The sequence below is a fragment of the Streptomyces sp. NPDC005752 genome (assembly GCF_040630715.1).
In the GTDB taxonomy this organism is placed as follows: domain Bacteria; phylum Actinomycetota; class Actinomycetes; order Streptomycetales; family Streptomycetaceae; genus Streptomyces.
The window spans coordinates 23,187-47,851 of sequence record NZ_JBEXYB010000050.1 but is presented as its reverse complement, the minus strand read 5'-3'; the positions used below and the strand labels follow the sequence as shown (position 1 = coordinate 47,851).

The window sequence follows — 24,665 nt, the reverse complement described above, 5'->3', positions numbered from 1 at the left end:
ACGTTCTCGAACGTCTCCAGGAAGGCCCGCTTGGCCGTCGTGGCCATGTCCAGGCCGTGGGTGATGCCGTCGCGCTCGATGTAGTCGATCAGCGCACGTTTCAGCACCGGGTTGTTGTGCCCGTAGTTCAGCGACCCGGCACCGGCGAAGAAGTCCAGGTACGAGTGGCCGTCCTCGTCCGTGAGCCGGGCGCCCTGCGCACGGTCGAAGACCGCGGGCCAGCTACGGCAGTAACTGCGTACTTCCGACTCAAGACTCTCGAAGACACTCAGGTCGGAGGGGGTCCTCGTCATGATGAAACGCTCCTAGTGCGGCGGGATTCCGAGTACTGGGTTCCTGGCGTCGGAGTGGGAGACTCAGCCAACGGTCCGATGCGGTACAGGTGTTCGGACTCGTGGGCGTCGGGGAAGAGTCGTGCGGGAAACAGCGGCTCGCGTTCCACCGACGCCCCGTGTCGCGCGGCGAACGAGTGGAACAGCCGCTGCGACGCCTCGTTCTCAGCGCTGATCGTCGTCTCCATCCGCTGGAGGACACCACGGGACCGCAGGCGGCCGGTCAGGTGATCCAGCATGGCCCCGCCCAGCCCCCGTCCACGCCGCTTGACGTCCACGGCGATCTGCCAGATCACGAGCGTGCCGGGCTGTTCGGGGCGGAAGTACCCCGTCACGAAGGCGGCTGCCGTGCCGCTTTCGTCGCGGGCGACCACGGAGGTCGCCGCGAAGTCACGGCACCAGAGCAGATAGCTGTAGGAAGAATTAACATCGAGCACGTGGGAATCGCGTGCGATTCGCCATACGGAAGCGCCGTCCTCAACGGTCGGCTCTCCCATATTCCCTTCCGACGTCACCATGGGCCCACACCTCCGTCTCGCCACAGCGCACCAGGCGGGAGGACTCCCGCGCGAATCAGATGAATTTCCTCAGGCTGAACGAACAGAATGATCGCGAAACCACGTGTTCACCGAAAAGATGTTCCTGACGGTTCGCATTCGGAAGAGCGGTCCACGTGCCGGAATCGTCATTCCGCTGCAGCTCGGAAGGGCTGCCCGGATTCATGCTAGGCCGACGCTCCCTCTCCGGCCACAGGAGAACTTCCGTACGGGCGGACAGTCACGCCAGCGCGGCAGCTTCTGCTTACGGAGGACTGCCGTTTCCCTCACACAACCGGACGGGCCGCCGATCGGGTGAGTTCCCGTCTCTGCGTACAGCCGGAGCGGACCGGCATGGAAGCTACAGCCGGAACCGCTGCGCGACGCGCTGTTCAGCGCCCCGGCAACCGCGGCGCCGGCGACGGCAGTGGTAGTGCTGATCGGGGTGGTACACCGCAGATCCGTCGCACGGCGTCCCGCACCGCTTCCCACACACCCCGCCGAATAGAGCGAAGGCGCGGGCACCGGGTACGTGGGGGTGGCGGATACGGCGTCGTGACGTACCCGTCCCACTGCGGGGCGACCGACCGGGACAGCAGGTTATTTGCCCCGGACACCGTCAAGATGGGCGGCGAGCCTCGGCTTCTCGCTTTCGATGCGTTCCAAAATGGCTTCCGCCGTCTCCCTGCGCCGGGTACCGAGCTCGCGATAGACGAGCCACAGGCCGGTGCGCGCCGCTTCTCGGCAGCGGTCGCCCAGGTCGGTGTCGCCCAGTGCCGCCTCGCCCTCGTCGGACTCGCCCGTGACGATCTGCCGGAGGAGTTCCAGGACCATGTCCCGGGCGTCCGCAGACAGTTCTCCGAGCAGGCCCGCCAGGAGAACGGAGACCGTGGGCAGCGCGGCGCTGTGCAACTGCCCCTGCACGACCACGACGTTCTCCAGGTCCCAGTAGGCCGCCAGGGCATCGTCCTCGTCAGCGGCCGCGAGCAGACGGCGCAGCGACCCGGGCACCCCGCCGGACCGGTTGCCGAGTGTACGGAAGTCCTCCCACCGTATGCGGGCGATCTCCGTCTCGGCCGGCTGACTGCTCAACGGACTCCTGCCCTCTCCACGCGCGTCGGTGGTGTCACGTCCCGCCGTGATCGTACGTGGCGTCCGTCGGGACCCGGTACCGCAGGTACCGGGTCCGGCACTCGCAGCACACCGGAATCCAGGCCCGGTTGCCCGGCTGCACGTGCCCGGGAGCCTGCCACTCCCCTGGCCCGTGTGTGGGCGGTCCGGCACCGTACCGGTCGCAGCTGCGCGGAGGTCCGCCTTCGGATCAGCCCACCAGATCCGGCGCGCGCAGCATCTCCGGCGGGATGCCCCAGGCGTCGACGAAGTCGACTGCGAGGGGCCGGACCTTGCGGCAGAGGTCGTTCACCTCGCGGCTGATCGCCTTGGAACGCTGGACGGTCAGCCGACCGTGCTCCATGAACCAGGCCCGGTCAGCCTCGATCGTCGACAGGGCGAACAGGTCGCACAGCAACCCGAGCGCCACCTTGTTACCGCTCTCGGGCAGCGCACGCACCTTGTCGACGAACGCCTCGAGCACCAGCCGCTCGACGTGTGCGTGGGCGACCGCGATGACGTGGTCCTGCACCTGTGAGAAGACGACCCCGGGGCTGCGCTTCTGGTCGACCCCGCGCTTGAGTCTGCGGGCGACGCCGGCGAGCATGTGCTCCTCCCGGTAGCGGAGCATGGCGAGCTGGTACTCCGAGTCGAGCAGGCCGGCTTCCTGGTCCCACTCGTCGCCGCCGGGCAGCAGGTCGCGTACACGCTCGAGCAGCTTGTGGACGGACGTCTTCTCTATCACCGTCTCGACGGCCAGGCCGGTGACGTAACGAACGGTGCCCAGCTGGTCCAGGTCCTCGAACTCGCTCGCGTAGTGGGTGAGCAGGCCCTTGGCCACGAGCTGCAGCAGGACGTGGTTGTCGCCCTCGAAGGTGGTGAAGATGTCACTGTCGGCCTTGAGGGCGGCGAAGCGGTTGACGCTGAGGTATCCGGCGCCACCGCACGCCTCGCGGCACTCCTGGACGACCCGCGTCGCGTGCCAGGTGCCGAGTGCCTTGGTGCCGGCGGCCCGTGACTCGAGCTGGCGCCGCGCGTACGCGTCGTCCTTGATGCCGGAGAAGACCTCGTGCAGCTGTGTGCGCACGACGTCCTGCGCGAAGTGCAGCGCATACGTACGGGCGATGAGCGGCAGCAGCCGACGCTGATGCAGACCGTAGTCGAGGAGCAGTTGCTCCTCCGTGTCCGAGGTCGCTTCGAACTGCCGGCGCCGGACGGCGTACTTCGTCGCGATCGCGAGGGCGATCTTGGCCGCGTTGACCCCCGCGCCGCCGACGCTGACCCGGCCCTGCACCAGTGTCCCGAGCATGGTGAAGAAGCGTCGGTCGGGGTTCTCGATCGAGCTCTCGTAGACGCCCTCGGCGGTGACGTCCGCGAACCGGTTCAGCAGTGCCTCGCGCGGCACCCGCACGCCGTCGAAGCGGATCCGGCCGTTGTCCACGCCGTTGAGGCCCATCTTGCGGCCGTCGTCCTCGATGTGGACGCCGGGCGCCACCTCGCCGTCGACGCGGATCGGCACGACGAACGCGTGCACACCCTCGGACTTCCCGCCGACCTCCAGCTGTGCGAAGACGACCGCGAGCTCGCCGTGGCGGGCCGCGTTGCCGATGTAGTCCTTGTACGCCCCGTCGCCGTCGGTGGTGATGACGAACTGCCGGCTGTCGGCGTCGTACCTCGCGAGGGTGCCGAGCGCCTGGACGTTGGAGCCGTGCCCGGTCTCGGTCATCGCGAAGCATCCCATCAGCTGCCCGGTGATCAGGGCCGGGAGATAGGCCTCGTGGTGACGTTCGGTGCCCAGATGCAGGATCGCGCCGCCGAAGAGCCCGAACTGCACGCCGACCTTCACCAGGACCGACAGGTCGCCGAAGGCAAGCGTCTCGAACGCGGCGATCGAGGCCCCGATGTCGCCACCCCCGCCGTACCGGCTCGGGAAACCCATGCCGGTCTGGCCTGTCGCGGCCATCTCGACCACGAGCTCACGCACCCGCTCGCGAAACGCGTCGACGCCGAGTTCCTCTGCGTCCTCGAGAACGGAGGCGTACGTCACCAGGTTGGTCCGGACGAGGTCGCGGATCTCCGCGTACTCGCCGTCGAGCACCTCGGTCAGTGCCCGGACGTCGACCTCGGGCTGGACGTATCCGCTCGCATCAGTGGCGGTGTTCTCTGTGGCCATGCCAGTTCGCTACCCCGCCCGGGGACGATCAAGCGGTGGAAGGGGCCGCCCGGGGGTGTTCTGAGGGCAGAAGGGTCGACATCGGCGAGCGCTCCGGCCTCGCGGACCTCGGTCGGCCGCGACTTCCACCAGGCATGACACGGCCCGCTCGCGGAGGGCGGCCCACCACCGCCTGGCCGGGTTCCCCGTACAGCCGCAGGCCCGTCCCGCACCGGCCCCGGGTGATCGGGATGCGGCCCGGGCTCGGCTCATCACCCGGGGGCCTCCCCGGCCGACGTGGCTCCGCTCCCCCACCGACGGCGGATCGGGCCAGGCCCGGGGCCTCACTCTTTCTGCCTCATCCTCCCTGCACGCCCCTCCAAGCACCACAACCGGCGAACAGCCCGGGCACGAACGCCCGCTGTCTCGCGCCGGTTCCGCGGTCCTGCGCATCCGCCGGGAGGTGCGTGACGACATCCACGAGCCTGCAGCACCTCGGATGCGCCGCCGGCCGGCGACGCCTGAAGCCGTCCCGACCGGGTCCTCACCCGGCCCCGGGCGGCGGCTGACGTACGGATCAGGACCGGGTGCCCCCCGCGCTCACTCGCCCATGCCCCGCAGGGTCTGCGCCAGACCGCCGTCGATGCGGTCCATCGTGGCGGCGTAAGCCTCCGGCATGTCGACATCGAGTCGGTCGGCGAGCACGAAGACCCACCACAGGCATTCGGCCAGTTTGTGCCGCAGTTCGGCGTCCACATCACCGTCGATGCCCCATGTGCGCTCCGCGGCGAGCACCAGGCGCCCGACGTAGGCGGCATCGTTGGTGAAGCCGACCGCGAGTTCCGGCAGCGTCCATGTCCTGCCCAGTACACGCTGCTCGATCTGCTCGTACCTGGCCCGGACCCTCAGGGCCCTGTCGTCAGCCTCGACGAGTCCGGCCTTGTCCTCGCGCTCCGGCGTCTCGCTCATCCGGGGGTTCCTTTCGGGTGGTACTCCGTGTCATCCACGACGCTAGAGGCAGATGCGGACCGTTTCGGTCCTGGTTCGCCCGCGTGGTGATCGGATCTGTCGGCGAATGGATGACGTGTCGCGGACGCTGCCGACGACTCGGGGTTCTGCTGTGTCGTCGGCAGACGGGTATGAGCAGCCTCGCCCCGGCCCGGATCATGCCGACGGCGACGGTGAGAGGGGGCTGACTGTCAGCGGACGAAGGCCTGGGCGGTCAGGCCGTTGATGGTGGTGTCGCCCTGCTGGAATCCGACCATGGTCCCGATCATGTTGTGCGGGTAGTCGAGGGCGGGCGCCGTGAGGCCGTCGAGTTCGGCGATCTGCCCGTCGGAGAGGGTGACGTCGAGTGCCTCGTTCGACTTCGGCGACGACGGTCCGGAGGAATGCGTGTCCGCGTCCATGGGCGATCTGATCACCAGCCACCTCGCCACGGGCATCCCCTCCATCGAGGTGTACGTACAGGCCGGCCGGCCGCTGCCCATCGACCTGGACCTCTCCACGCTTCCTGACGGACCGACGGCGCAGGAGCGGGAAGTGGGGCGCAGCAAGATCGTCGCCGAGGTCACAGGCCGGGACGGCAGCGTGGCCCTCGCCCTGATCGACACACCCACCGGCTACCGGTTCACGCAGCTGTCGTCCGTGGAGATCGCCCGCCGCGTGCTGACCGGCTCCTACACACCGGGCTTCCAGTCACCCTCCTCCGCGTACGGCCCGGAACTCGCCCTCGCGGTGGCCGACACCCGGATCAAGGACCTCTGAGACCTGCCCTGCCACCCATGCGCCCAGGCGGGCGGCCTCGGTTGGTTGCCATGGGCAGGGGACGAGGGAATGAGACGTCCTGTCCGAGCCGGACGAGTTCGACCGGGCTGCGCCGTGCGCCGTGCACGGCGCACGGAATCAGGGCAGAGCCGCCCCCCGTCTCGGGTTCAGCCAGGGTCGCAGCGGTCGAGTGCGGCACGAACCCGGTCGATCCCCACCGTCCTCCAGTGGTCCCGGTCAGGCATCTGGTCGTCCCGGCGCCAGCGCCAGGCCGAGAACATCGCCCAGTTCAGGGCGCGACACCGGCGGATCAGTCCCTGGTCCGCCCCCGCGTAGTGTTCTGCCACTTCTTCGGGCGCGTGGGCGAGGTCGAACTCGACCGGTCCACGGCAGGCCGTGGCGAGGTCCACGAAAAGCGGGCCTCTTCCGGTGTTGAGGAGGTTGCCCGGATGCGGCTCGCCGTGCAGCAGTTGGTCACCGGCCCTGGCCGTGCCGACTGCGGCGCGCAGTCCATCGAGTGTGTCGCCCAGGAGTTTCCGGTCGGCATCGGGCAGCTCGGGGGACTGCTCCCGGTCGTTCACCTTTCTCAGCGCCGCAGCGACTCGATCGGTGAAATGTGGTGCGCCCAGATCGATCCGGCGCAAGGCGGCATGGTGCCGCCGGAGCACGTCCGCGTAGACGGCCGTTGCGATCGCCGGTCCCACAGGTTCGTAATAGGTCCAGAGCGAGATGGCGAAGGCGTCACGCGAGTGGATCCGGGGCTCCACCCGAGGGTCGAGCCCCGCCACCGGAGCCTCGACGTCGGCAAGACGGCGGGCGACCTCCACTTCGAACGCGGAATCGGCCAGCTGCCCCGGAGGCGCGACCCGAGCCAGGACATCACAAGGGACCAGGCGCAGCGCGACACGGTCCGAGTTGTTGATGACGATCGCATCGTCGACCTGAAGGCCCAGCGCCGAAACGGTCGTTCGTCCTGCGTCAACCGCGCGGCGGAGCATTGACGGCTCCATACGTTCTCCCCCTCGTCGAGTGCACATACCCATCCGTAGACGACAGCGGCGCCCTCGATCTCTAGAAGAACACCGTTCGGCGTCCGGAACCGAGCCCGGTCCGGGGCCCGTCGACAAGCACTCGTCAGCTTCCCTGATCCACGGCCAACTGCCCAACTGCCCAACTGCCCAACAGCCCAACAGCCCGGATGCCCGGACAGGGGCGGCGCCGAAAACACATCGCCCGTGCTCGCCCCCTCCGGTACGGTCTCGGAGTTCCCACTGCCGGGAGCCCATGAGGTTCGCGTGTGGCTTGCCGGGCAGTTCCCGGGCTGAAAGCAGGTTTCGTCATGGCGTGTCGTATCAGTGAGCTCGTGCTCGGTTGCCGCGACCCTGAGGTGCTGGCGCGGTTCTGGTGCGAGGTCCTGGACTTCGTCGTGCTCGATCGCGAGGACGACGGCACGCTGGAGATCGGGCCGCGCGAAGGTTTCGGTGGTCCGCAGCCGACGATCATCCTCAGCCGCCGGGACGAACCGGAGCAGGGGAAGTCCCGGCTGCACATCGACGTCAACGCCACCGACCGCGATCAGGGCGCCGAGCTCGACCGCCTTCTGAAGCTCGGTGCGCGCCCGGCCGACATCGGACAGACAGGACAGGAACAGTGGCATGTCCTGACCGACCCCGAAGGCAATGAGTTCTGCCTGCTCAAGGCCCGCCTCAACCCACTCTGACGCTCATCGGCCACGCTCGGCCCCAGGGATTCGGCAGGGCTTCGGAGCCGGGAAGCAGGAGGACCTGCGAAAAACCACCCGGCGGGGTCTGACCGAGCCCTTTGATCATGAACTGGGAAACTTACGCGGCGGGTTCACCACCCAAGCTGCACGTAGCTTTTGGGCAGGGCAGGCCCGCAACCGCAGGAAGCTCGGCTCCCGTGGCTGCCGATCTCGGCGTTTCGATGCGGTGGACCGCCGGGAGCCGTGCGGCCAAGTGCGGGATAAACAGATCAAAAAAGACAGGCCAGTGGCCGCGAGGCAGCGGGCTCCGTCCACTACGAACGACTCCGCTGGTCGCGGTCGTGAGCGGGCGGCAGCGACCCGCACCGCCCTACCGACCCTCAGACGACGTCGAATTCGTTGCCCTCGGGGTCCTGCATGGCCACGGCATAGAGCGCCATCTCCGGCTCGTCCCTGATCCGCGACACGGTGGCACCGGCTTTGACCAGCCGTTCCACCGTAGCCGTGACCCGCTGTGTGCGGACGTCCAGCGGGATGTCACGCCCCCCACCGACCTTCAGGTCGAAGTGCCACCGGTTCTTGGCGACCTTGGACTCCGGAACCTGCTGGAACCACACCCTCGGTCCGCCTCCCGCGGGATCGATGATCGACTCCGGAACATCCCCGGCACCGACCGGCAACTCCGCCTCGGGCACCCCCACCGACGCCCAGTAGGCCCGCCACGTGTCGTGCCCACCAGGCGGAGGCTCAGGCACGTAGCCCAGGGCCCCGGACCAGAAGGTCACCATGCCCTGCGGGTCGGAGCAGTCGATCGTCAGCTGCACTGTCATCTCCATGCCCGAAGCATCGCAGGCGGGTCTGACAAACGACGCACCGTCCCAACTGGTCGCCGAAGCGCGTTGCAGGAGGTCGTGGGGGGCGGGGGTTCCTCTTGCCGGGCCCACCTCATAATGCGGCAGCTCGGGCCGCTGTTCAGGCCCTCCCCCTTTCGGGAATCACTCCCCCCGCGGCGTGGTGAGCCGCTCCCCCAGGCACCGGCTCAGTGGACTCCCGGGCACCACTTCAGCCCTCACCCGGCCGGCCCAGGAGGGAGATCGTCGCCGGGCGTGACGGACGGATGGGTGAGGTTGACGACCCGGGGCATAAGTGGCGACAGACAACGGGAGGTTGCCATGGATGGCAGAGATCTGGAACTTGGCGAGCTTCTGACCGCAGCAGAGTCCGCGCCGCCCGGGGAGTCCATCAGCGTAATTGCGCACGATCTACGCAAACGCTTCGGGGCGGACTGCGTGTCGTTCCTGTTCCTCGATCTCATGGAGGAACGGCTCCTGCGCCTGACCGCTCCCGCCGAGGGTGACATGGAGGACGCCGCGAGACCTATCGACCTGCAAGGCAGCATCTACGACACGGTCCTCCGCAACCAGCGTCAGCACGTGGAACCCGATGGCCAGGGCGGACAGCGCGTGATCTCGCCGGTGAGCAATCGCGGCGACTGCATCGGTGTGCTGGAGGTGACACTGCGGTACGCCGACGACACCGTGCTCGGACAGATCAACGACGCGGCCCACGCGCTGGCTTACATCATCGTCACGGATCGCCGCTTCACGGACCTGTACCACGCCGGCCGACGCACTACTCGGACCAGCCTGGCCGCGGAGATCCAGCACCAGTTGCTCCCCTCGGCCTCCTGCTGCGAGGCGCCTCAGTTCACCCTCGCCGCAGGTCTTGTCCCGGCCGACGACATCGGCGGCGACACCTACGACTACACCCTCGATCGGGACACGCTGCACGTGTCGATCACCGATGCCATGGGCCACGACACCGACTCCGCCCTGTTGGCCACGCTGGTCACCGCCGCGCTGCGCGGAGCCCGCCGCACAGGCTGCGACGCACTCCAGCAGGCCCATCAAGCCCACGAAGCCCTGCTGACCCACACGCGCGGGCTGGCGACCGGACAACTGCTCTGCATCCGCCTCGAAACGGGCACGTGTGAACTGGTCAACGCCGGACATCCCTGGCCGCTGCGTCTGCGGGACGGTGCTGCCGAAGCCGAGGAGGTCCAGCTCGCCGTCAACCTGCCGTTCGGCGTCGCAGCGCCCACCTCCTACCAGCTGCAGGAACTTCAGCTGCACCCCGGCGACCGTCTGGTCCTGCTCACCGACGGCATGCAGGAACGCGGTGCCCGAGCTGTCGACCTGGCCTCCATCCTGGTCGACACCCGCGCCTGGCATCCCAGGGAGCTCGTGCGAGCCCTGACCAAAGCGGTACTGGATGCCTGCCGGGGCAACCTCAACGACGACGCAACGGTCCTCATCCTGGACTGGCACGGCACCAAAGAGCTCGCTCCTTGACCGGTGGTGCGCCACACACGACTCCTGCGGTGTCCGCCTTGCGGCCTCCCGCGGAAGGCGGCCGGCGCCTCCCCCGGTCAGCCGGACTTCGGAGGCTTCTGCGCGTCGAAGGCGAAAACGGTGTTCTCGGCCGCAGCCACGATCACCGCACGGCCCGCGAGGGCCACGCGCGGGCTTGCGCCCTGCTCGCCCGTCAGACCGTCGGCCTGCGGATCTGTCGACCACAGGAGTTTGCCGTCGGACGGCGAAAGGGCGACCACCCGGCCGGTGGCCGAGCTGAAGTACAGCGCGTCGGCTCCGGCAACGGGACCCGACGCGCCCTCCACGCCCGTCTGCCGCGACCACTTCGTCCGGCCGGTCGCAGGGTCGAGCGCTGTGACCAGGCCCACCTGTCCGCTCACGTACACGGCGCCGTTCGCCATGCCTGGCGTTCCCGCGTATGTCTTGGCGAGTCGGGAGTACGTGACCTTCCGCGAGGCCGGGTCGACGCGCGCCACTCCGTCGTAGCCGGTCAACGCCGCTCCCTCCATGTGGCTCCGCAGGAGTACGAGCCGGCCGTCGGCGACGCCCATCGGCACGGCGGGGCCGTCAACCGCGATGGGTGTGCCCAGTGCCCCCGAGGTGCGGTCGACCGTGTACAAGGTGGGGTGGCGTACCTCCAGGGCATCCACCTCCGCATCCGTCGCGCACATGGCGAAGAGCCGCGGGCCCGCCGGGACGGGAGCACACTGCGTGCCCCCGGGGAACGGCGTCGTCCAGTCGACCTCACCGCTGTGCGCGTCCCGGGCCTCGAAGCGGGAGTTGGAGGCGTCGACCGTCACGGCGGCGGAGCCGACCACCACGGCGTCGTGCGAACGTCCCGTGACGGCCATCGACTGGGCGCCTGACGGCACGGACCACAGCTCCCGGCCGTCGCTCGCGTCGATGGCCACCACCTCGCTGGGAGGGTCCTGCGGTGCGTCCTGGGCGGCGAAGCGGTAACCGAGCACCGTGTCATCGGTGACGCCCACCAGATGCAAGCCCTGAACAGGGACGCCCGGGCTCTTCGCCGTCCACACCGGCGAACCGTCCTGTGCCCTGATACGGGTCGCGACAACACCGCCGCCCCCGCAGAACAGCGCGTCGCCGCGCGCGATACAACGCAGCTCGTCGGGGATGTCCTCGCCACCGCCCTGTACGGTCTTGCGCCACGGCGCGAAGCCGTCCGGAAGTGTGGCACCCGGCACCGCGACGCCGTTGCCCTTGTCTCCGCCGGTGTGCCCCCCGACGCCGCCCGCCTTCAGCGCGGCGGCTCCTCCGCCGATCGCTGCCACCGCGACCGCGGCCGCGAGCACAGGGCGCCACCGGCGACGCAGACGGCGGCCGATCCGGGGGCCGGTTTTCCCTGACCCGGGACCGGCCGGGGCAGTCGGCGCAGGGCTCGCCCCCGTCGCGAAATGATGCTGGGTGATCATGTCGCGGGTGCGACCCGCGCCGACTCCGCTCGCACCGGTCCCGCCGAGGTCGGCCGGCAGGTCCCGCAGCAGCACGAGGAGCTCGTCCGCCGAGGGGCGCCCTTCGGGCTCCTTGTGCAGGCACGACTCGACGACCTCACGCAACGCCACCGGCACGGCACCCAGCGACGGCTCGTCGTGCACCACCTGATAGGCCGTCATGTAGGGGCTGTCCGCGTCGAAGGGCCCGTGGCCCGTCGCCGAGTACACCAGCAGAGTCCCCAGCGAGAAGACATCGGACCGCGGCCCCACACCACGCGGCGTCTGCAACTGCTCCGGCGACATGAAGGGCGGCGTCCCGATGACCCGCCCCGTCATCGTCAGCGTCTGCTGGTCCGCGGCACGCGAAATGCCGAAGTCGATGACACGCGGCCCCTCGGCCGAGAGCACGACGTTCGAGGGCTTCAGATCACGGTGGACGACCCCGACCCGGTGGATGTCGCACAGCGCCTCCGCCAGCCCGATGGCGAGCCTCCTCAGCTCCGCTCCGTTCAGCGGGCCGTTCGCGGCGATGCGCTGGGCGAGCGTGTGCCCCTCGATGTAGGTCGTCGCCATCCACGGCTGCTCGGCCTCCGGGGCGGCATCGACCACGGCGGCGGTGAACGCGCCGCTCACCCGCCTCGCGGCCGCCACCTCCTGCCGGAAACGGATGCGGAACTCGTCGTCCCCCGCGAACTGCTGGTGGATCAGTTTGATCGCGACAGGTCGCCCCGAGCTCGTACGGGCCAGAAAGACCGTGCCCATGCCACCCGAGCCGAGCCGCGCCTCGAGCGGATAACCGCCGATCTCTGCTGGATCACCTCCGCGCAGCGACACTCTTCCCGACCTCCCGTCCCCCGTGCACCTCTGCCACCACGGGTTTGCGTACCTGTCCTGCACACAAACTAGCCGCAGGGCAGTACGACAGAGCGAAGCGGGTGACGAACAGGAAGCCAGAAGGCCTGCTCCTGAGCCGCGCGGTACGAAGCCGGCGCGGGAAGCACGGCGGGGTTTCATCGTGTCGTGGGATTGACGGGGGTGGCTTCGTGGCCTCTCAGACGTGCGTCACCAACAGCGTCGATGCCCTGGACCACAAGGGCCTGACCAGCTCCTACTCACTTCACACGGGCCACCCGGACCGCACAGAACTGCCTGGCGGCTCACCCCTGATCGGCACAGCTCGCGGCTCCGGTCGACGGGTGCAGGCCGGTCCTGGTGCCGGAGGACGGGCCGCCCGGTCCCGACCGCCGGGGCCGGGCAAGCCGGTCCCGGAAAGGCCGTGTGACGCGTTCGGTCAGCGCGTCGTCCCGTTGCACGGACCGACGACGTCCACCGCCCGCGAGCACCGCATCATCCTCCTGCAGGAGGCGCGAACGACGAAAGTGAACAAGCACAGGTGTGTACGTGCTGGTGGGGAACCGCACACCCTCGCCTTTGGTCGCGTAGGGGCGCGACTTTCCGGGGCTGCTTCACGCTGGCGTGATCGCAACGATGGTCCGACAGGCGAACGAAGGCCGCGAGCAGGTGGCAGCCGGGCGGCGCAAGAGATGCGAACAGAGGGAGCCACCCCGTGGACACCACGCACCTGCAGGCGGCCGAGCGGTTCATCGTGAGCCAGAAGACGACCGTGATGACCAACCAGTACGTGGTGAGTTCCGCTCATCTGGACGGATCGGCCGGTGAGGTCGTCGCATTCGCCCAGCAGGATCTGATGGCGTTGAAGGAACAGGTGACCATCTACACCGACGAGTCCCGGCACCACGTCCTGTGCACCTTCGAGGCCGACCAAGTCCTGGACGTCGGCGCCGTCTACACGGTGCGGGACGAGGACGGGAGCCCCATCGGTTCGTTCCGTGAGAAGACCATGGTCTCTCTGCTGCGCTCGACCTGGGTCCTTGAGCAGCCGGGGCTGGCGGAACTCACCGGGCGCGAGCGCAACGCGGCGCTGGCTGTGCTGCGCCGGATCTGGGACTTCCTGCCGGCCACCGAGTTCGTACCGTTCGCATGGCCGCGTCACTTCGACTTCGCCGAAGGTGACAAGCGCTGGATGGCGGTCGAGAGGAAGTTCGGGCTGCGCGACCGCTATCTGGTGGACATCGCGAGTGCAGGCCTCGACCGCCGCCTCGCCATTGCCCAGGCCGTTGCACTGGACGCCTTGCAGTGACGTCGGTGGAGCAGGCACCCCGGGCCGCGCCGCCTGCCCGCGGCCGCTTCGGTCACAGCTGAGCGAGTCCTACCGCGCCAGGACGCATCGGGGCGCCGTACCTCACGCACCACACCGGCCGGCGCGATCTCGCCCACCACGCGGCTGGGACCGGGTCTCCCTCGCCGCTGACGGCCACGCCATCGATTTCGCCGCCGGTGTCCGGACCGCTGTATAACGTCGCCACCGACCGCACTTGGAGGGCTCGCTCATGACCCGCACCACCCCGCCACGTCCCCTGGACGTAGAAGCGGCTTTCCCCGCCCTGGCAGCCCACCGCCGCACCACCACGCGGCTGCACCCCCGTCACGGCCTTCCCGGGGTGGGCGAAAGTTCGGTTGCGGGCCCTCTCCTGTGGCCGGCCGACGAACCGTGGCCGGTGTGCACGGCCGTACACCCGAAAGGCACGGGCCACCTGCTCTCCGACGTGCGGCTGAGCCGCAGGATCCAGGAGGACGCCCGTGGGCGGGAGTACACCGAGGAGGAACGGCGGCTGCTCGACGGCATGAGCAGGGGCAACCACGTCCCGGAACTTCGGGACGACGCCCCGGTGCCGATGCTGGCCGTGGCCCAGTTGTACGCACGAGAGGTTCCGGAGCTTGTGGGTCCCGAGGGCCAGGACCTCCTGCAGGTCTTCTGGTGCCCCTTCGAGGTGCACGGCGACGACCGCACCATCGACGTCGTACTGAACTGGCGTCGGTCCGCCGACGTCGGCGCTGTACTCCTGCCGCAGCCCGAGCCGCCGGTGGCCGGTCGGGAGGAATGCGTGCCGAACATGTGCGTCGTGCACCCTGAGCGCGTCGTGGAGCACGAGTACCTCGGCCTGCTGGAGGAGGAACTGCGGGAGGAGATCGACGAGTGGGAGGAGGAACTCCTCGACGAGGACGATGCGGACGAGGACAGCTCCGCTCCACCAGCAAACTATGCGACGTATGAGGAGTACGCAGCGGCGATGGCCATGGCACGGGCGGAGGAGCCGGAGGAGATCAACTACATGAGCGATCTGTCGATCGCTCCCGGTTGGAAGGTCGGAGGCTTTGCTTCATGGCATCTGACCGATCCCGCTCCGGTCGACTGCCAGGTGTGCGGAACGGCGATGCCACCCCTGCTCACCGTGGACATGTGGGAGTGTGACGGGGCCTCACGCAGTTGGCTTCCGATCGAGGACCGGGACTCCGACAACGACCCACGCGTCATCGACCCGGCCGGCGTCTACCTCGGCCGCGGCCTGATGCGCGTGCACACCTGCCCGACTGATCCGGCACACCCGCACCGGCTCAGCTTCCAGTAGGCAGGGTTCTTCCTCCGACGAATGTCTGCCGGCTTGACGTCACTTCAGGATTCAGTCGTAGGGGACCCGCGTGAGCACTGGGCGTCCGCACCATCGCGCCCCACTGCGACTGTCGGGCCTACGGCCTTCCACGGCATCGTCACGGTGGCTGCGATCCGGCTCCGGCCTCGCGCATGATCCGCCGACGACGCCTCAACCCGCGAAGGGATCCTCCACCGTCGGCACGTACGGAGTCAGCAGCGCCTCCGTGTGGTGTGTGACCTTGCCTCGAAGGAGCCTCAGCACGCGTACTTCGTTCTCGCGATCCGGTTCCTCGTCGTCGTGAACATGGAGGAGTCCGTAGGAACCGGGGGCGGACACGGCAACATGCTCGAACAGTCCGACCGCGTCGGGTGATGAGCGGTGATTGGAGAAGCCACCTGAGGTCGAGCAGGTACGGGCTGTCCATCTGGGCGATGTGACGGCGAAGCCCATCGACGATCTGCCGCAAGCGGGGCTCGTCATCGTCATCGGCTGCGGTGTCCGTGATGGTGATCCACCCGTGGTACTCAAGCATCGGACGATCGTAGCGAGATGACCTGTTCCACCACGGACGATCGCGGCCGCGCCCTGCCCGCGCCGTTCCGGTGATGCGCTACTTCACCGCGCGCCCAGTCGAGGCGGGAAAGAGCACCTCGCGCAACAGCGCGACCGCGATCGGACAACGCGCGACCGCTGGCTTGTCAGCTCGGGCGGTACGAGGCCGGCGGTCGCGCCGACGGACCCGGATGACGCTCGGTACCACGAAGCATCGAACTACCGACGGATTGTCAGGGAACGGAACGCCGCCGATGTGGCTCGGTCATGGCCGCTTCGGTTCCGGACCAATGAAGTCAGGTATGGGGTTCCCGGCCCTTCGCCCGATGCCGCGCGGGCGGACTGCCAGGTTCAGGCCGAGCCGGTCAAGCCGACCTCGCTCCGGCGGGCCCGCCCACCACCGTCAGCAGGTCCACGACGAAGATCAGCGTCGAGCCCGCCGGGATCAATGAAGAGGGCGACTGCCTGCCGTAACCGAGACGCGGGGGAACGATGATCTCGCGCCGGCCGCCGACCTTCATTCCCCTCACCCCCCGGTCCCAGCCCTTGATGACCTTGCCGCCACCCACGGCGAACTTGAACGGTCGGTCCCGCTCCCAGGAGGAGTCGAACTCCCTTCCGGACGCGTACGTGACCCCTACGTAGTGCACCTGCACGACCCTGCCCGGCTGCGCCTCGGGTCCGTCTCCGACCACGAGGTCCCGGACCGTCAACTCGGTGGGCGCGTCACCCCCCGGAACCTCGATTCCCGGCTTCGTCAGTTCGCTCATCACGGTCCCATCGCTCGCCACCGGAATCCCGCGCACGGGCCGACCGGACACATGGACACTCCATGCGGCACGGCCGATGACGCTACGGCACTACCCGTGCCCGAGGGGCACCCCGTGCCATAGAGGCGGGCCAAGGACCGATGGATACGAAGTGAAGCGATGCACGCTGCGACTGGCCCGTCGCCGGTCGACCGGCGGAGACGGGCAGAAAACACCACCTGATCTGCGACGGGGAAGGGCGCTCCGCTGCACGCGATTACCACCGCTGCGAACGTCAACGACATCACCTCGAACACCAAGGGCTGGGGCAAGCTCCGCTACATCGTCGAGGAGGCCCGCTGGAGGCGCCGCCGGGGGGCCCATGAACTTGCGCTGCGCCTCTAGGAGTTACGGCTCACGATTGAGTTGCCGTATGACGCGAGATCGTGCACCCAAACCTGCAGGCGCCGTCTCCTGAGCGTGTCCAAGAGCGGGAGGGTATGCCGGTAGGTCGCCGACCAGGTGATGTCGGTGCCGCCGCCATAGGGAGCTCGGACCAGGTCCACATACCCTCGATGAGACGTGAACAGCCCTGCGGTCTGTTCATAGCTGAACCGCTGGTCGGGAACCATCTCGACGACGCGCTCCCGGCAGCACACACCTCCGGTGCGGGAACGGATAGTGCGCGAGTCATCCACGCGTGCCGGTCGGTCGATCCCCGCAGGTACATCCCACTCGACGTCGGCGTAGGCCGACCACGGGGGCCAGGATTCTGCATCCAGGAGCGCCGCGTAGACGAGGGCCGCAGACGCCGATGAGTACGAAGAGGCGGTAACAGTGAGGGACGGCACCCCGACAAGGGTAGACCGCGTCTCACCACGATCGTGCTACGAGTTCTTAGGGAGGCTCGTTGGCCTTCGAACCGACGGGCGACTGTGCGCACCACTCAGCTGTTCGGGACCTTCGAGGACATCCGCAGCCGATGTGACCGGTCGCTGGACCGCCGAACGCCTGGTCTCCGCGGCCAGCCCGGGCAACCAGGCCACCACCACCGGATGCCACATCGGCCCGCACCTCAACAACTTCGACCGGCTGCCGTACTCTCCCACAGCTCTGCCTGACCGCGCCCCGGCCCGCCGTATCCACCTATCGGTGCTGGTTGCCAGACGTTGCTCTGCCGGCCGGTGTTGAGACCTTGCCCGGACCCTGGTACGCGGGATGGCAGCCGGCAGGCTAGTTTGCTCGGATGAGTCTCCTTGATGATGTGGCCGAGCGTGACGGCTGGCGGTGCTGGGTGTGTGACGAAGCGGTCGACCCCCGCGAGTCGGTGAACGACCCGCGGGGGCCCAGTGTCGACAGCCGGACTGCCGACCGGAAGGCCAAGGTCGCCGAACGGCTCGCGCACCGCGGATGCAACACCCGCAAAGGCGCGGTCAAAGTGGTCATTGCCTGGCCGGACCACCTGTACGTGGTCGAGCCCGCGCCGCTGATCACCGTTGCCGGGAGACTGGAGCGCAAGGGGGGCCGCGAGATGGTGGGCCGTTGTCCGACCAAGTCGGACGCCCAAGAGGCGGCGGATTGGCTGGTGGACCGGTTCTCCCGACTGGTACCGGGGCTGCCGGTGACCGCTGGCATCGAGCCGGGCGGCGGTCAGTTCCTCGTCACCCTGACCGCCGGCCGCCGCTGACCAGAAATCACCAGCACGCACTCGCGTGGAGCTGAAGTCGGTTATGTAGGGGTCCCGCTCGGCAGTGCCGGAGATGTGGGGTGGGGAGACGAGGCGGGTGATCCGCTCCCCGGCGCACCACCAGCCGTCCGCTGCGGCTCGTCCGCCGGGTTCTGTTCGGATCCGTACATGGATCCCGGCTCCCAGCACACCGGTGCCACGGCAGGAATGAGGGCACCCGGATGCCGAGATCAACATGATCTCCTTGCGGGCCTGTACATCCGGTGCGCGGAACCAACGGTCCGCAACAGTCTCACCCGTCGACCTCCGGACCGTGCCGGGCCCTCACTTAGGCCCGGCCTCGAACGCGACTAGTACACGTCCCGTGCCGCCTACCGCTCACGGGACCAAGACGCGTCGTCCGGAGAGTCGCAGCCCGGCCTCGAGCAGCTGAAGGCGTATCACGTGCCCGGCAACGGCATGAGTGGAATGAGTTCATGGCTGCGGTGATCGCAATGCTGGAAGAGTTCCGGGGCCTCGCCCCGCTGACTGCCGAGGGCTCGGCGACGCGGTTCTCGGCCCAGGAGTGGACGCCGGGAGGTAAACCCCGTCACGATGTGGAGACGTCGTGGGACAAGGGGCGTGTTGGGGCCTGGATCCAGACGTTCACCAACGGGACGGTCATTGTCTCGTTCGCCGTCTGGATCCGCGAAGTCGACGAGTCGGGCTACTTCGACGACCTGGAAGCCGTCTACGAGCAGGGGAAGCAAGCGCTGGCCGACTTTCTGCCCGAGATCGCGGAGTCCTCTCTCGTCAGTCACCTCGTTGAGGCCGAACAGACTGCGGCGGACAAGGACGAGTTCATCAGCTTGAAGAAGTGGACCCTCGACGGCCGGACCCTGACCGCTGGTGTGATCCAGCAGGACACCGATCTTCCGGTGATGGTCGTGGTGGCGCTGGAGGAGCCCGGCATCGTGTGACCCACCCGGTACCCGGTGGGTGCCCGGGCGGCCCCTTCCAGGTACCGGGGCGACGCCCTGGCGCGCGGGGAGTTCGGCGGGCTGGCATCCGTTGGTCGGTGTCGCGGCGATCACCGCGAGGGACCAACGCCGAAGTCGAAGTCTGCGCTCTGCGTGGCTCGCGTCTCGGCAGGCGGGTGAACCAGATTGCGGTAGGTCCGCAGGAGTGGCGAGGCCATTTTCGCGTCTCGGTCAATCCATCCTGTGGAACGTGGCGAACCCGGTGCTGGTCGAGGAGATTCCCGTACACCTCCCGCACTTGCCGTCAGGTGGGTAGCACAGCGGCTGATCATAGGACTCGACCACGGGCTCTTAGGACTGTCGCTGGGTGACGTGGGCCCCGGCAGGATTTGCCAGGCTATGTCGTTGTAGAGGACGAACAGGATGCCCTGCAGACAGAGCCGGTCCGGCACCGGCCGCGGACCCGGCGACCGTTCCGGCCACGGCGGCAACAACGGCTCGATCAACGCCCACAACTCATCGTCCACGATCCACGGTCGACTACCCACACCTCACGAACGGCCGAATCGTCACACCGGTCACGGCCAACCAGCACACTTCAACAAGATCGTGTTACGAGCTCCATGAGATGTTCCGTGCTCGCTCGATGACCTCCCTGACCAGGGCGAATTCCTCAATGCTGCCACGGCGATTAAAGGAGTACGTCAATTCGGCTCTGTCCATGCCCCTCGTCACAGATTCCAGCACCTCGTCATCCGGCCTTGCGCCTCTTTCTAGAAGAAGCTGCACTGTTTCGAGATGCCCGCTCTCAGCCGCACTGGACAAAGGGCTGTGCCTTGTTGGGATTCCAAGCTTTTCGGCGATACCTTCAACCAATTGCAGTTCTATAACGAGATTGGGCGAGGCTCCCCGGTCCAGCAGCAGCCTTACCATTCCAACATTGCCTTGCGCGGCAGCAAGTATGAGTGGTGTGGTTTGCTCGGCACTGACTGGCCCCTCGGGGCGCGCACCCGCGTCAAGGAGATGTTGAGCAACCTCGTACATGCTTCGTGGTGCGGCGTATCGGAGCGCATACGTCTCGCGGTATTCGCCCATCTTGGCATCAGGGTCAGCTCCGGCGGCCAAGAGAATACGTACTACGTAGGGATGATTGTTCCAGACGGCCTGATCGAGAGCGGTGCGGCTCCTGTCGGTTTCGCGCAGATCGGGGGGAACGCCCGACGCCAGTACGTCAGCAACCTGCTGCGCGTCCCCAGAAGCAGCGGCCTGACATAGCACATGGGTGACATTATTCACTTCCAATTTGCTCTTTTCTGTAAGTGGCGAGTTGTGCTGATTGCGAAACCGGCAAAGGCAAGGGGCTGCCGCCCTGGTTCTCGGGCGCCCCCCCCGGACCCCTTATGCGTCCAGGCTTATTGTGGTCCCGGATACATTGTGATGACTTCGTTGGTGGGGCCGTCCCCGTATTGTTCGACCACCAGTGTCACCTGAGTGACAGCAGCACCGTTACCGTGCGAAGTGGACAGAGTTCCCGCCCCTTCGTAAGCAAACGTCTTCTCAAAGTAGCCTGTACTGTTGAGCTTCCACTTGTCGGCACTTTTCATCCCTGCCTCCCAGATCTTTTGCAGATCGGCATTGGTCAGGTGTGAGTAGAACCGCCCCTTGCTGCTGTCTACCGCGCTTCCTCCATCGAAGTGAGAATCGCGGATGTTTTTGATTGCTCTCAGTGTCAGGAGAGGAATCCGGCCGGAAGGGGGAAGATTGTAGCAGGGAACACGAAGTCCCTGTACGGGCAGTTGGCCGTCGGCAGCGCCCTCAGGGCCCTGATCGTCGCCGGTGTCACCTGCGGCGCGCACAGTGCCGGACCCGGCGAGGGCGAGAGCCGTTGGGTCACTCTCACGTACTGGTCCCGCACCGCCCGGGACAACGAGTGGTGGAACGCCTTCGCGGCGGCCGAGAACACCCGGGTCGCAGTCCACGAAGCAGCAGCACTCCCGGCCGGGCCGCCACTCCCGTGGACCCCGGTCGACACTCCCGCGGAACAGGTCTCCGCAGGGCCGCCGCCCCCGCAGCTCCCCGCTCCCGAGGCCACCGAGGCACCCCCCGCCACGTCCCCCGGGCTCGCCCCACGCCCGGCCCCACAACCGGCCCCACCACCGGCTCCGCAGCCCTCCCCCGCTCACGCCCCGTCCGTGCCGCGACAGCGCACCCCGGAGCCGGTCACGGACGGCCACCCTTCCCCCGCCTACATCGCCCTGGCCCGACTCGGCCTCACCGACCCCCGCCTGGCCCTCTCCGCCGCCGACTGCGCCGCCCTGGAGGACCTGGCTGCCGCCTGGCTGGACCGGGGCGTGAGCACGGACCACCTCACCCACGCCCTCTCCTCCGGCCTCCCCGCGCAGGTCGATTCCCCGGTCGGCTTCGTACGCCGCCGTCTCCGGGACAAGCTCCCCCCGTACCTGCCCGCCACCCCGGCTCCGGCCGCACCGGACGCTCCCGCACGCCGCCTGCTCGTGGAATGCGCCAACTGCGGCAGGCCCGGCCCCTCCGAAACGCTCCCCGACGGCCTGTGCCGCCCCTGCCGCACCCCGGTACCCGAAAGCGCCCCCGCAGACCCCGTGGACCCGCCCGCCGCACGCGACATCCACGCCCTGGTCGGCAACCTCCGCAACCTGATGGGGACTCCGTGAACCGGCCCCCGCATTCCCATCACGGCGGAATCCGTCACGCTCGTTCAAGGGCTCGCCACTGCGGACTGCTCAAGGCTCTGCACACCGCCTCGACCGGACGCGTCTTCCGGCGTGACATGAGAAGGGCTGCACGGACGCCGCGATACGGCCGCGCCTGGTGGAGAGGGGCACGGACTCGTCAGGCGTTCTCGTCGCGCATCCGCGCCCCCAGGTCCTCCGCCCACTCCAGCGCCCACGCTTTGAGCTCTTCGATCTGCCGGGCGGTGAGCCCGTACGCGGCGTAGTCCTCGTCCTCGTGCCAGTCCGCACCGGTGAGCCGGTCACGGAGGTTACCGAGGTCGAACTCGTCATGGGCGCGGCGGCGGTTCGAGGGACTCGGCTCCAGTCCGGCGGTCGACCGGTGGCGGGAGGCGGCCTGGACGTCGATGAGGTCGCGGGCGATGCCCCGGCCGGCGAGAGCGCGGGCCTTGGTGCCGATCACGTCGTCGAGGGAGAGGACGGGGCCACAGGGAGTCTGGGCAGGCGGGGCCCAGTACGCCTCCTTGAGGACGCCCACATCCCTGTCGGAGGCTCGCGGCCGTCATCCATGCTGCCGAACGGTGTGGTGAGCCCGCTGTTCGGTATGTCACCCGGTGGCCTGAACCAACGGGTTCAGATCAACGGCAGGCTACGATCCACCTCAACGCAGTCGGCCGGTCTCAGGAACCCATCCCTTGCGATGGGCCCTCCGGTCCGGGGCACCTCGGTGGTGATCACATCGGGTGCTGGGGATCGGGCCCTGTGCTTGCACAGGGTGGCGGAGGGATACAGCGGACCGCCCGTGGCGTTGCGGTGGAACGACTCAAGGTGAGGCCCGCCGACTGCGTCTCACAGGTGAGGGACGAGGCGGCTCGGTGACAACGGCAGACAACTTCCTGGACCTCGACCCTGCGCAGTTCCTCAAGGCGGTGGCCAGCGGCTCGATCTTCCCGTACACCGAGCACCGGATCCCCAAACACAGCGGCGGAATACGGACCTTGCACGCTCCGGTCCCGCGGTTGTCCATGTTGCAGCAGGGAATTCTGGCACGTCTGGAAACTCTTCCAGCCAGGTTCCAGCCGCACCCGGCAGCGTTCGCCTACCGAGGTGGCCGCTCGGTCGTGGACTGTGCCGCCGTCCACCTACGTGCCCACACCGTGATCCGTCTGGACATCGCCGACTTCTTCGGGAGCATCCGGGAGCGACATGTCCACGCTGCGCTGAAGGACGCCTGGGCTCGCCCGACGGAGCGGGAGTACCGGATCGATCTTGTGGAGGACGGTGACGGCTGCCGGGAGGTCGGCCTGCGTCGTATCGGCCGCACCCTGAGTACGTACACCACCGCCCGGCTGGTCACCGTGTCTCCTCCCGGGCCGAGTCGGACGTGGACGAACCGTGGCACCGGGCGTCGCAGTGTGTCCCTGGAGTCCACTGGGCAGAAGTTCACCGTCAGCCGGCCCGACTTGCTCTATACGGACACCCGCGAGGGGTTCCTGCCGCAGGGCGCTCCTACCAGCGGATATCTGTCGAACATCGTCATGCGGGACGTCGACGCCGCGATCACGCACCTGGCGGAGTCCTTGGGTCTGCGCTACACGCGCTATAGCGACGACATGTACTTCTCCAGCCGGCGGCTCGTTCACCACGGGAACATCGACCGTCTCGTGAGCGGCGTGAAGAAGGCATTGACCCCGCTGGGCATGAGACTCAACACGAAGAAAACCTACGTGGCCCGTCCCGGTGCACGCCGCAGCGTGCTGGGCATCCTCGTCGACGGCCCCACTCCTCGCCTGACGCGCGAGTACAAGCGCCGCATCACCAAACATGTGCGAGGGGCCGCGTCGTTCGGTATCGAGCAGCACAGCCGTCACCAGGGGTTCAAGGGCCTGGCCGACTTGGACGCCCACGTGACCGGGCTGCTGTCGTTCGCGCACATGGTCGAGCCCAGCTGGGCCGGGGAACAACTCACTGACTGGAAGCGGCTGCGCGAGATCCCGTTCGAGCACGAAGAACCGGTGATCACGCAGCACGGGCTCGATTGGTACCGGGACGAGGAGGTCGAGGTCTCGCAGTCGTCAGACCTGGCCAAGGCATCTATCGACGACCTCGTCCGCGGCGCCCAGCGCTATCGCTCGTCCGCGGACTACCTGCAGATGCTCGAGTTCGTGGGCCGGTTCAAGCGGTACGCCCCGTTCAACGCCATGGTGGTCCACATCCAGAAGCCCGGGGCCCGCCATGTCCTGTCCTCCTCGGAATGGATGTCGAAGTACCGGCGCGTGCTCAAGCCCGGTGCCCAGCCGCTGCTGATCTTCCAGCCGCGCGGGCCCTACATGCTCGTGTACGACGTCGGCGACACCGAAGCCCTTCCCGGGGCTCGGCCTTTGCCCAGGACGATCACCGCCCCCGCGTCGGTGTCCTCTCGCGTCGGCGAGAAGGAACTCGTCGAGGTCTGGCACCACACCGGGACGAACCTCGCACCCATGGGAATCCGGCTCACCCTGGTCAATGACGGGGCCTCCTCCTACGGGCGTGCGTATCGCACCAGGTCCGGCGGGTTCGTCGAGCGTTCCGGCAGCAGGCCCGGGGACCGACCGGAGAGGTACCCGACGCTGTTCGAGATCGAGGTCAACCGGAACCTGCCTCTGCTGGACCGGTACGCCACCCTTGCCCACGAGCTCGGCCACCTGTTGTGCGGGCACCTCGGCGCGGGCCCCGGGGGCTCCTGGCCGGACCGGCAGTTGCGGCCCCTCTCGGACGAGGAACGCGTCACGGCCCATGCCCGCAATGAGGTCGAGGCCGAGTCCATCGCCTACATGGTCCTCAAGCGCCTGGACCCGGATGTCCAGATGGGCGACTACATCATCGGACACCTCGGCCTCGACCAGCAGGTACCGGAGAGCGTTGCCCTCAACCTCACGTTCAAGGCCGCCGGCCTGATCATCGAGATGGGCGGAAAGCGCCTCTCTGCTACCAAGCTCCAGAAGCCCAAGAAGTAAACCGGTCCGCCGCCCGCGCCGGTGAGCCGGTCACGGAAGTCGACGAGGTCGAA

At 68.1% G+C, this 24,665-nt stretch carries 23 protein-coding genes and 1 pseudogene; 9 read left to right on the top strand and 15 right to left on the bottom strand.

Annotated elements, in window-relative coordinates:
• The 6 genes from ABZ441_RS30510 to ABZ441_RS30485 all read right to left on the bottom strand — a co-directional run.
• Window positions 1-293 (bottom strand): aminotransferase class III-fold pyridoxal phosphate-dependent enzyme (locus ABZ441_RS30510; RefSeq protein ID WP_358980078.1); only part of this gene is annotated, 293 nt, incomplete at its 3' end.
• Window positions 290-829 (bottom strand): diaminobutyrate acetyltransferase, encoded by a 540-nt coding sequence (ectA, locus tag ABZ441_RS30505; RefSeq protein WP_358980076.1) that lies wholly within the window; start codon window positions 827-829, stop codon window positions 290-292. The genes ABZ441_RS30510 and ectA, both read right to left, overlap by 4 nt.
• Before the next feature lie 639 nt (window positions 830-1,468).
• Complete coding sequence (locus tag ABZ441_RS30500; RefSeq protein WP_358980074.1) at window positions 1,469-1,960, bottom strand: hypothetical protein; 492 nt, start codon at window positions 1,958-1,960, stop codon at window positions 1,469-1,471.
• A 229-nt stretch (window positions 1,961-2,189) separates the two neighbouring features.
• Window positions 2,190-4,151 carry an acyl-CoA dehydrogenase gene (locus ABZ441_RS30495; protein WP_358980071.1) on the bottom strand — a complete coding sequence of 654 codons (1,962 nt, stop codon included), beginning with the start codon at window positions 4,149-4,151 and terminating at the stop codon, window positions 2,190-2,192.
• Window positions 4,152-4,730: 579 nt separating this feature from the next.
• Window positions 4,731-5,099: a hypothetical protein gene (locus ABZ441_RS30490; protein WP_205023348.1), complete on the bottom strand. Its 369-nt coding sequence runs from the start codon at window positions 5,097-5,099 to the stop codon at window positions 4,731-4,733.
• 230 nt (window positions 5,100-5,329) lie between these two features.
• Complete coding sequence (locus ABZ441_RS30485) at window positions 5,330-5,554, bottom strand: hypothetical protein (RefSeq protein ID WP_358980068.1); 225 nt, start codon at window positions 5,552-5,554, stop codon at window positions 5,330-5,332.
• On the opposite strand from ABZ441_RS30485, the gene ABZ441_RS30480 reads away from it, so the two are divergent.
• Window positions 5,538-5,897 (top strand): hypothetical protein, encoded by a 360-nt coding sequence (locus ABZ441_RS30480; RefSeq protein ID WP_358980066.1) that lies wholly within the window; start codon window positions 5,538-5,540, stop codon window positions 5,895-5,897. The genes ABZ441_RS30485 and ABZ441_RS30480 overlap by 17 nt on opposite strands.
• Before the next feature lie 167 nt (window positions 5,898-6,064).
• Here the strand turns inward: ABZ441_RS30480 and ABZ441_RS30475 are convergent, their stop codons facing one another.
• Window positions 6,065-6,907, bottom strand: coding sequence for a phosphotransferase (locus tag ABZ441_RS30475; RefSeq protein ID WP_358980064.1), 843 nt, complete (start codon window positions 6,905-6,907; stop codon window positions 6,065-6,067).
• 329 nt (window positions 6,908-7,236) lie between these two features.
• On the opposite strand from ABZ441_RS30475, the gene ABZ441_RS30470 reads away from it, so the two are divergent.
• Window positions 7,237-7,617, top strand: a complete 381-nt coding sequence (locus ABZ441_RS30470) for a VOC family protein (RefSeq protein WP_358980062.1) — start codon at window positions 7,237-7,239, stop codon at window positions 7,615-7,617.
• A gap of 383 nt (window positions 7,618-8,000) precedes the next feature.
• Here ABZ441_RS30470 and ABZ441_RS30465 read toward each other — a convergent pair whose 3' ends face one another.
• Window positions 8,001-8,456 carry a VOC family protein gene (locus tag ABZ441_RS30465; protein WP_358980060.1) on the bottom strand — a complete coding sequence of 152 codons (456 nt, stop codon included), beginning with the start codon at window positions 8,454-8,456 and terminating at the stop codon, window positions 8,001-8,003.
• Between the two features lie 336 nt (window positions 8,457-8,792).
• On the opposite strand from ABZ441_RS30465, the gene ABZ441_RS30460 reads away from it, so the two are divergent.
• Window positions 8,793-9,971: a PP2C family protein-serine/threonine phosphatase gene (locus tag ABZ441_RS30460; RefSeq protein ID WP_358980058.1), complete on the top strand. Its 1,179-nt coding sequence runs from the start codon at window positions 8,793-8,795 to the stop codon at window positions 9,969-9,971.
• A 77-nt stretch (window positions 9,972-10,048) separates the two neighbouring features.
• Here ABZ441_RS30460 and ABZ441_RS30455 read toward each other — a convergent pair whose 3' ends face one another.
• Complete coding sequence (locus tag ABZ441_RS30455) at window positions 10,049-12,280, bottom strand: serine/threonine-protein kinase (RefSeq protein WP_358980056.1); 2,232 nt, start codon at window positions 12,278-12,280, stop codon at window positions 10,049-10,051.
• A 733-nt stretch (window positions 12,281-13,013) separates the two neighbouring features.
• Between ABZ441_RS30455 and ABZ441_RS30450 the strand changes: the two genes are divergently transcribed.
• Together ABZ441_RS30450 and ABZ441_RS30445 are read left to right on the top strand one after the other, a co-directional pair.
• Window positions 13,014-13,607 carry a hypothetical protein gene (locus tag ABZ441_RS30450; protein WP_358980054.1) on the top strand — a complete coding sequence of 198 codons (594 nt, stop codon included), beginning with the start codon at window positions 13,014-13,016 and terminating at the stop codon, window positions 13,605-13,607.
• Window positions 13,608-13,857: 250 nt separating this feature from the next.
• Complete coding sequence (locus ABZ441_RS30445) at window positions 13,858-14,937, top strand: hypothetical protein (protein WP_358980052.1); 1,080 nt, start codon at window positions 13,858-13,860, stop codon at window positions 14,935-14,937.
• Between the two features lie 192 nt (window positions 14,938-15,129).
• On the opposite strand, the pseudogene ABZ441_RS30440 reads toward ABZ441_RS30445, so the two are convergent.
• From ABZ441_RS30440 to ABZ441_RS30430, 3 genes and pseudogenes are all read right to left on the bottom strand, one after another.
• Window positions 15,130-15,493, bottom strand: a pseudogene (locus tag ABZ441_RS30440) (Imm7 family immunity protein).
• A 385-nt stretch (window positions 15,494-15,878) separates the two neighbouring features.
• The gene (locus ABZ441_RS30435; protein WP_358980050.1) at window positions 15,879-16,283 is read right to left on the bottom strand and encodes an FKBP-type peptidyl-prolyl cis-trans isomerase; all 405 of its coding nucleotides are present in this window, start codon (window positions 16,281-16,283) and stop codon (window positions 15,879-15,881) included.
• 380 nt (window positions 16,284-16,663) lie between these two features.
• A complete protein-coding gene (locus tag ABZ441_RS30430; protein WP_358980047.1) occupies window positions 16,664-17,113 on the bottom strand; it encodes an SRPBCC family protein in 450 nt (149 codons plus the stop codon).
• 395 nt (window positions 17,114-17,508) lie between these two features.
• Here ABZ441_RS30430 and ABZ441_RS30425 point away from each other — a divergent pair, with 395 nt between their 5' ends.
• Window positions 17,509-17,949, top strand: a complete 441-nt coding sequence (locus ABZ441_RS30425; RefSeq protein ID WP_358980045.1) for a hypothetical protein — start codon at window positions 17,509-17,511, stop codon at window positions 17,947-17,949.
• A 476-nt stretch (window positions 17,950-18,425) separates the two neighbouring features.
• Window positions 18,426-18,908 carry a hypothetical protein gene (locus ABZ441_RS30420; RefSeq protein ID WP_358980043.1) on the top strand — a complete coding sequence of 161 codons (483 nt, stop codon included), beginning with the start codon at window positions 18,426-18,428 and terminating at the stop codon, window positions 18,906-18,908.
• Between the two features lie 110 nt (window positions 18,909-19,018).
• Here the strand turns inward: ABZ441_RS30420 and ABZ441_RS30415 are convergent, their stop codons facing one another.
• Both ABZ441_RS30415 and ABZ441_RS30410 read right to left on the bottom strand, forming a co-directional pair.
• A complete protein-coding gene (locus tag ABZ441_RS30415; protein WP_358980041.1) occupies window positions 19,019-19,456 on the bottom strand; it encodes a transposase in 438 nt (145 codons plus the stop codon).
• A gap of 64 nt (window positions 19,457-19,520) precedes the next feature.
• Window positions 19,521-20,204 (bottom strand): ankyrin repeat domain-containing protein, encoded by a 684-nt coding sequence (locus ABZ441_RS30410; protein ID WP_358980039.1) that lies wholly within the window; start codon window positions 20,202-20,204, stop codon window positions 19,521-19,523.
• Between the two features lie 500 nt (window positions 20,205-20,704).
• Here ABZ441_RS30410 and ABZ441_RS30405 point away from each other — a divergent pair, with 500 nt between their 5' ends.
• Window positions 20,705-21,598, top strand: coding sequence for a MarR family transcriptional regulator (locus tag ABZ441_RS30405; protein ID WP_358980037.1), 894 nt, complete (start codon window positions 20,705-20,707; stop codon window positions 21,596-21,598).
• A gap of 178 nt (window positions 21,599-21,776) precedes the next feature.
• Here the strand turns inward: ABZ441_RS30405 and ABZ441_RS30400 are convergent, their stop codons facing one another.
• Complete coding sequence (locus ABZ441_RS30400) at window positions 21,777-22,154, bottom strand: nucleotidyl transferase AbiEii/AbiGii toxin family protein (protein WP_358980035.1); 378 nt, start codon at window positions 22,152-22,154, stop codon at window positions 21,777-21,779.
• A gap of 337 nt (window positions 22,155-22,491) precedes the next feature.
• Here ABZ441_RS30400 and ABZ441_RS30395 point away from each other — a divergent pair, with 337 nt between their 5' ends.
• The gene (locus ABZ441_RS30395; RefSeq protein ID WP_358980033.1) at window positions 22,492-24,612 is read left to right on the top strand and encodes an RNA-directed DNA polymerase; all 2,121 of its coding nucleotides are present in this window, start codon (window positions 22,492-22,494) and stop codon (window positions 24,610-24,612) included.
• Window positions 24,613-24,665: the final 53 nt, after the last annotated feature.

Excerpts from the sequence above, each read along its gene's own strand:
- ectA (WP_358980076.1), bottom strand. The coding sequence starts at position 829 with ATGGGAGAGCCGACCGTTGAGGACGGCGCTTCCGTATGGCGAATCGCA.
- ABZ441_RS30495 (WP_358980071.1), bottom strand. The coding sequence starts at position 4,151 with ATGGCCACAGAGAACACCGCCACTGATGCGAGCGGATACGTCCAGCCC.
- ABZ441_RS30490 (WP_205023348.1), bottom strand. The coding sequence starts at position 5,099 with ATGAGCGAGACGCCGGAGCGCGAGGACAAGGCCGGACTCGTCGAGGCT.
- ABZ441_RS30480 (WP_358980066.1), top strand. The coding sequence starts at position 5,538 with ATGGGCGATCTGATCACCAGCCACCTCGCCACGGGCATCCCCTCCATC.
- ABZ441_RS30475 (WP_358980064.1), bottom strand. The coding sequence starts at position 6,907 with ATGGAGCCGTCAATGCTCCGCCGCGCGGTTGACGCAGGACGAACGACC.
- ABZ441_RS30470 (WP_358980062.1), top strand. The coding sequence starts at position 7,237 with ATGGCGTGTCGTATCAGTGAGCTCGTGCTCGGTTGCCGCGACCCTGAG.
- ABZ441_RS30465 (WP_358980060.1), bottom strand. The coding sequence starts at position 8,456 with ATGGAGATGACAGTGCAGCTGACGATCGACTGCTCCGACCCGCAGGGC.
- ABZ441_RS30460 (WP_358980058.1), top strand. The coding sequence starts at position 8,793 with ATGGATGGCAGAGATCTGGAACTTGGCGAGCTTCTGACCGCAGCAGAG.
- ABZ441_RS30445 (WP_358980052.1), top strand. The coding sequence starts at position 13,858 with ATGACCCGCACCACCCCGCCACGTCCCCTGGACGTAGAAGCGGCTTTC.
- ABZ441_RS30435 (WP_358980050.1), bottom strand. The coding sequence starts at position 16,283 with ATGAGCGAACTGACGAAGCCGGGAATCGAGGTTCCGGGGGGTGACGCG.
- ABZ441_RS30425 (WP_358980045.1), top strand. The coding sequence starts at position 17,509 with ATGAGTCTCCTTGATGATGTGGCCGAGCGTGACGGCTGGCGGTGCTGG.
- ABZ441_RS30420 (WP_358980043.1), top strand. The coding sequence starts at position 18,426 with ATGGCTGCGGTGATCGCAATGCTGGAAGAGTTCCGGGGCCTCGCCCCG.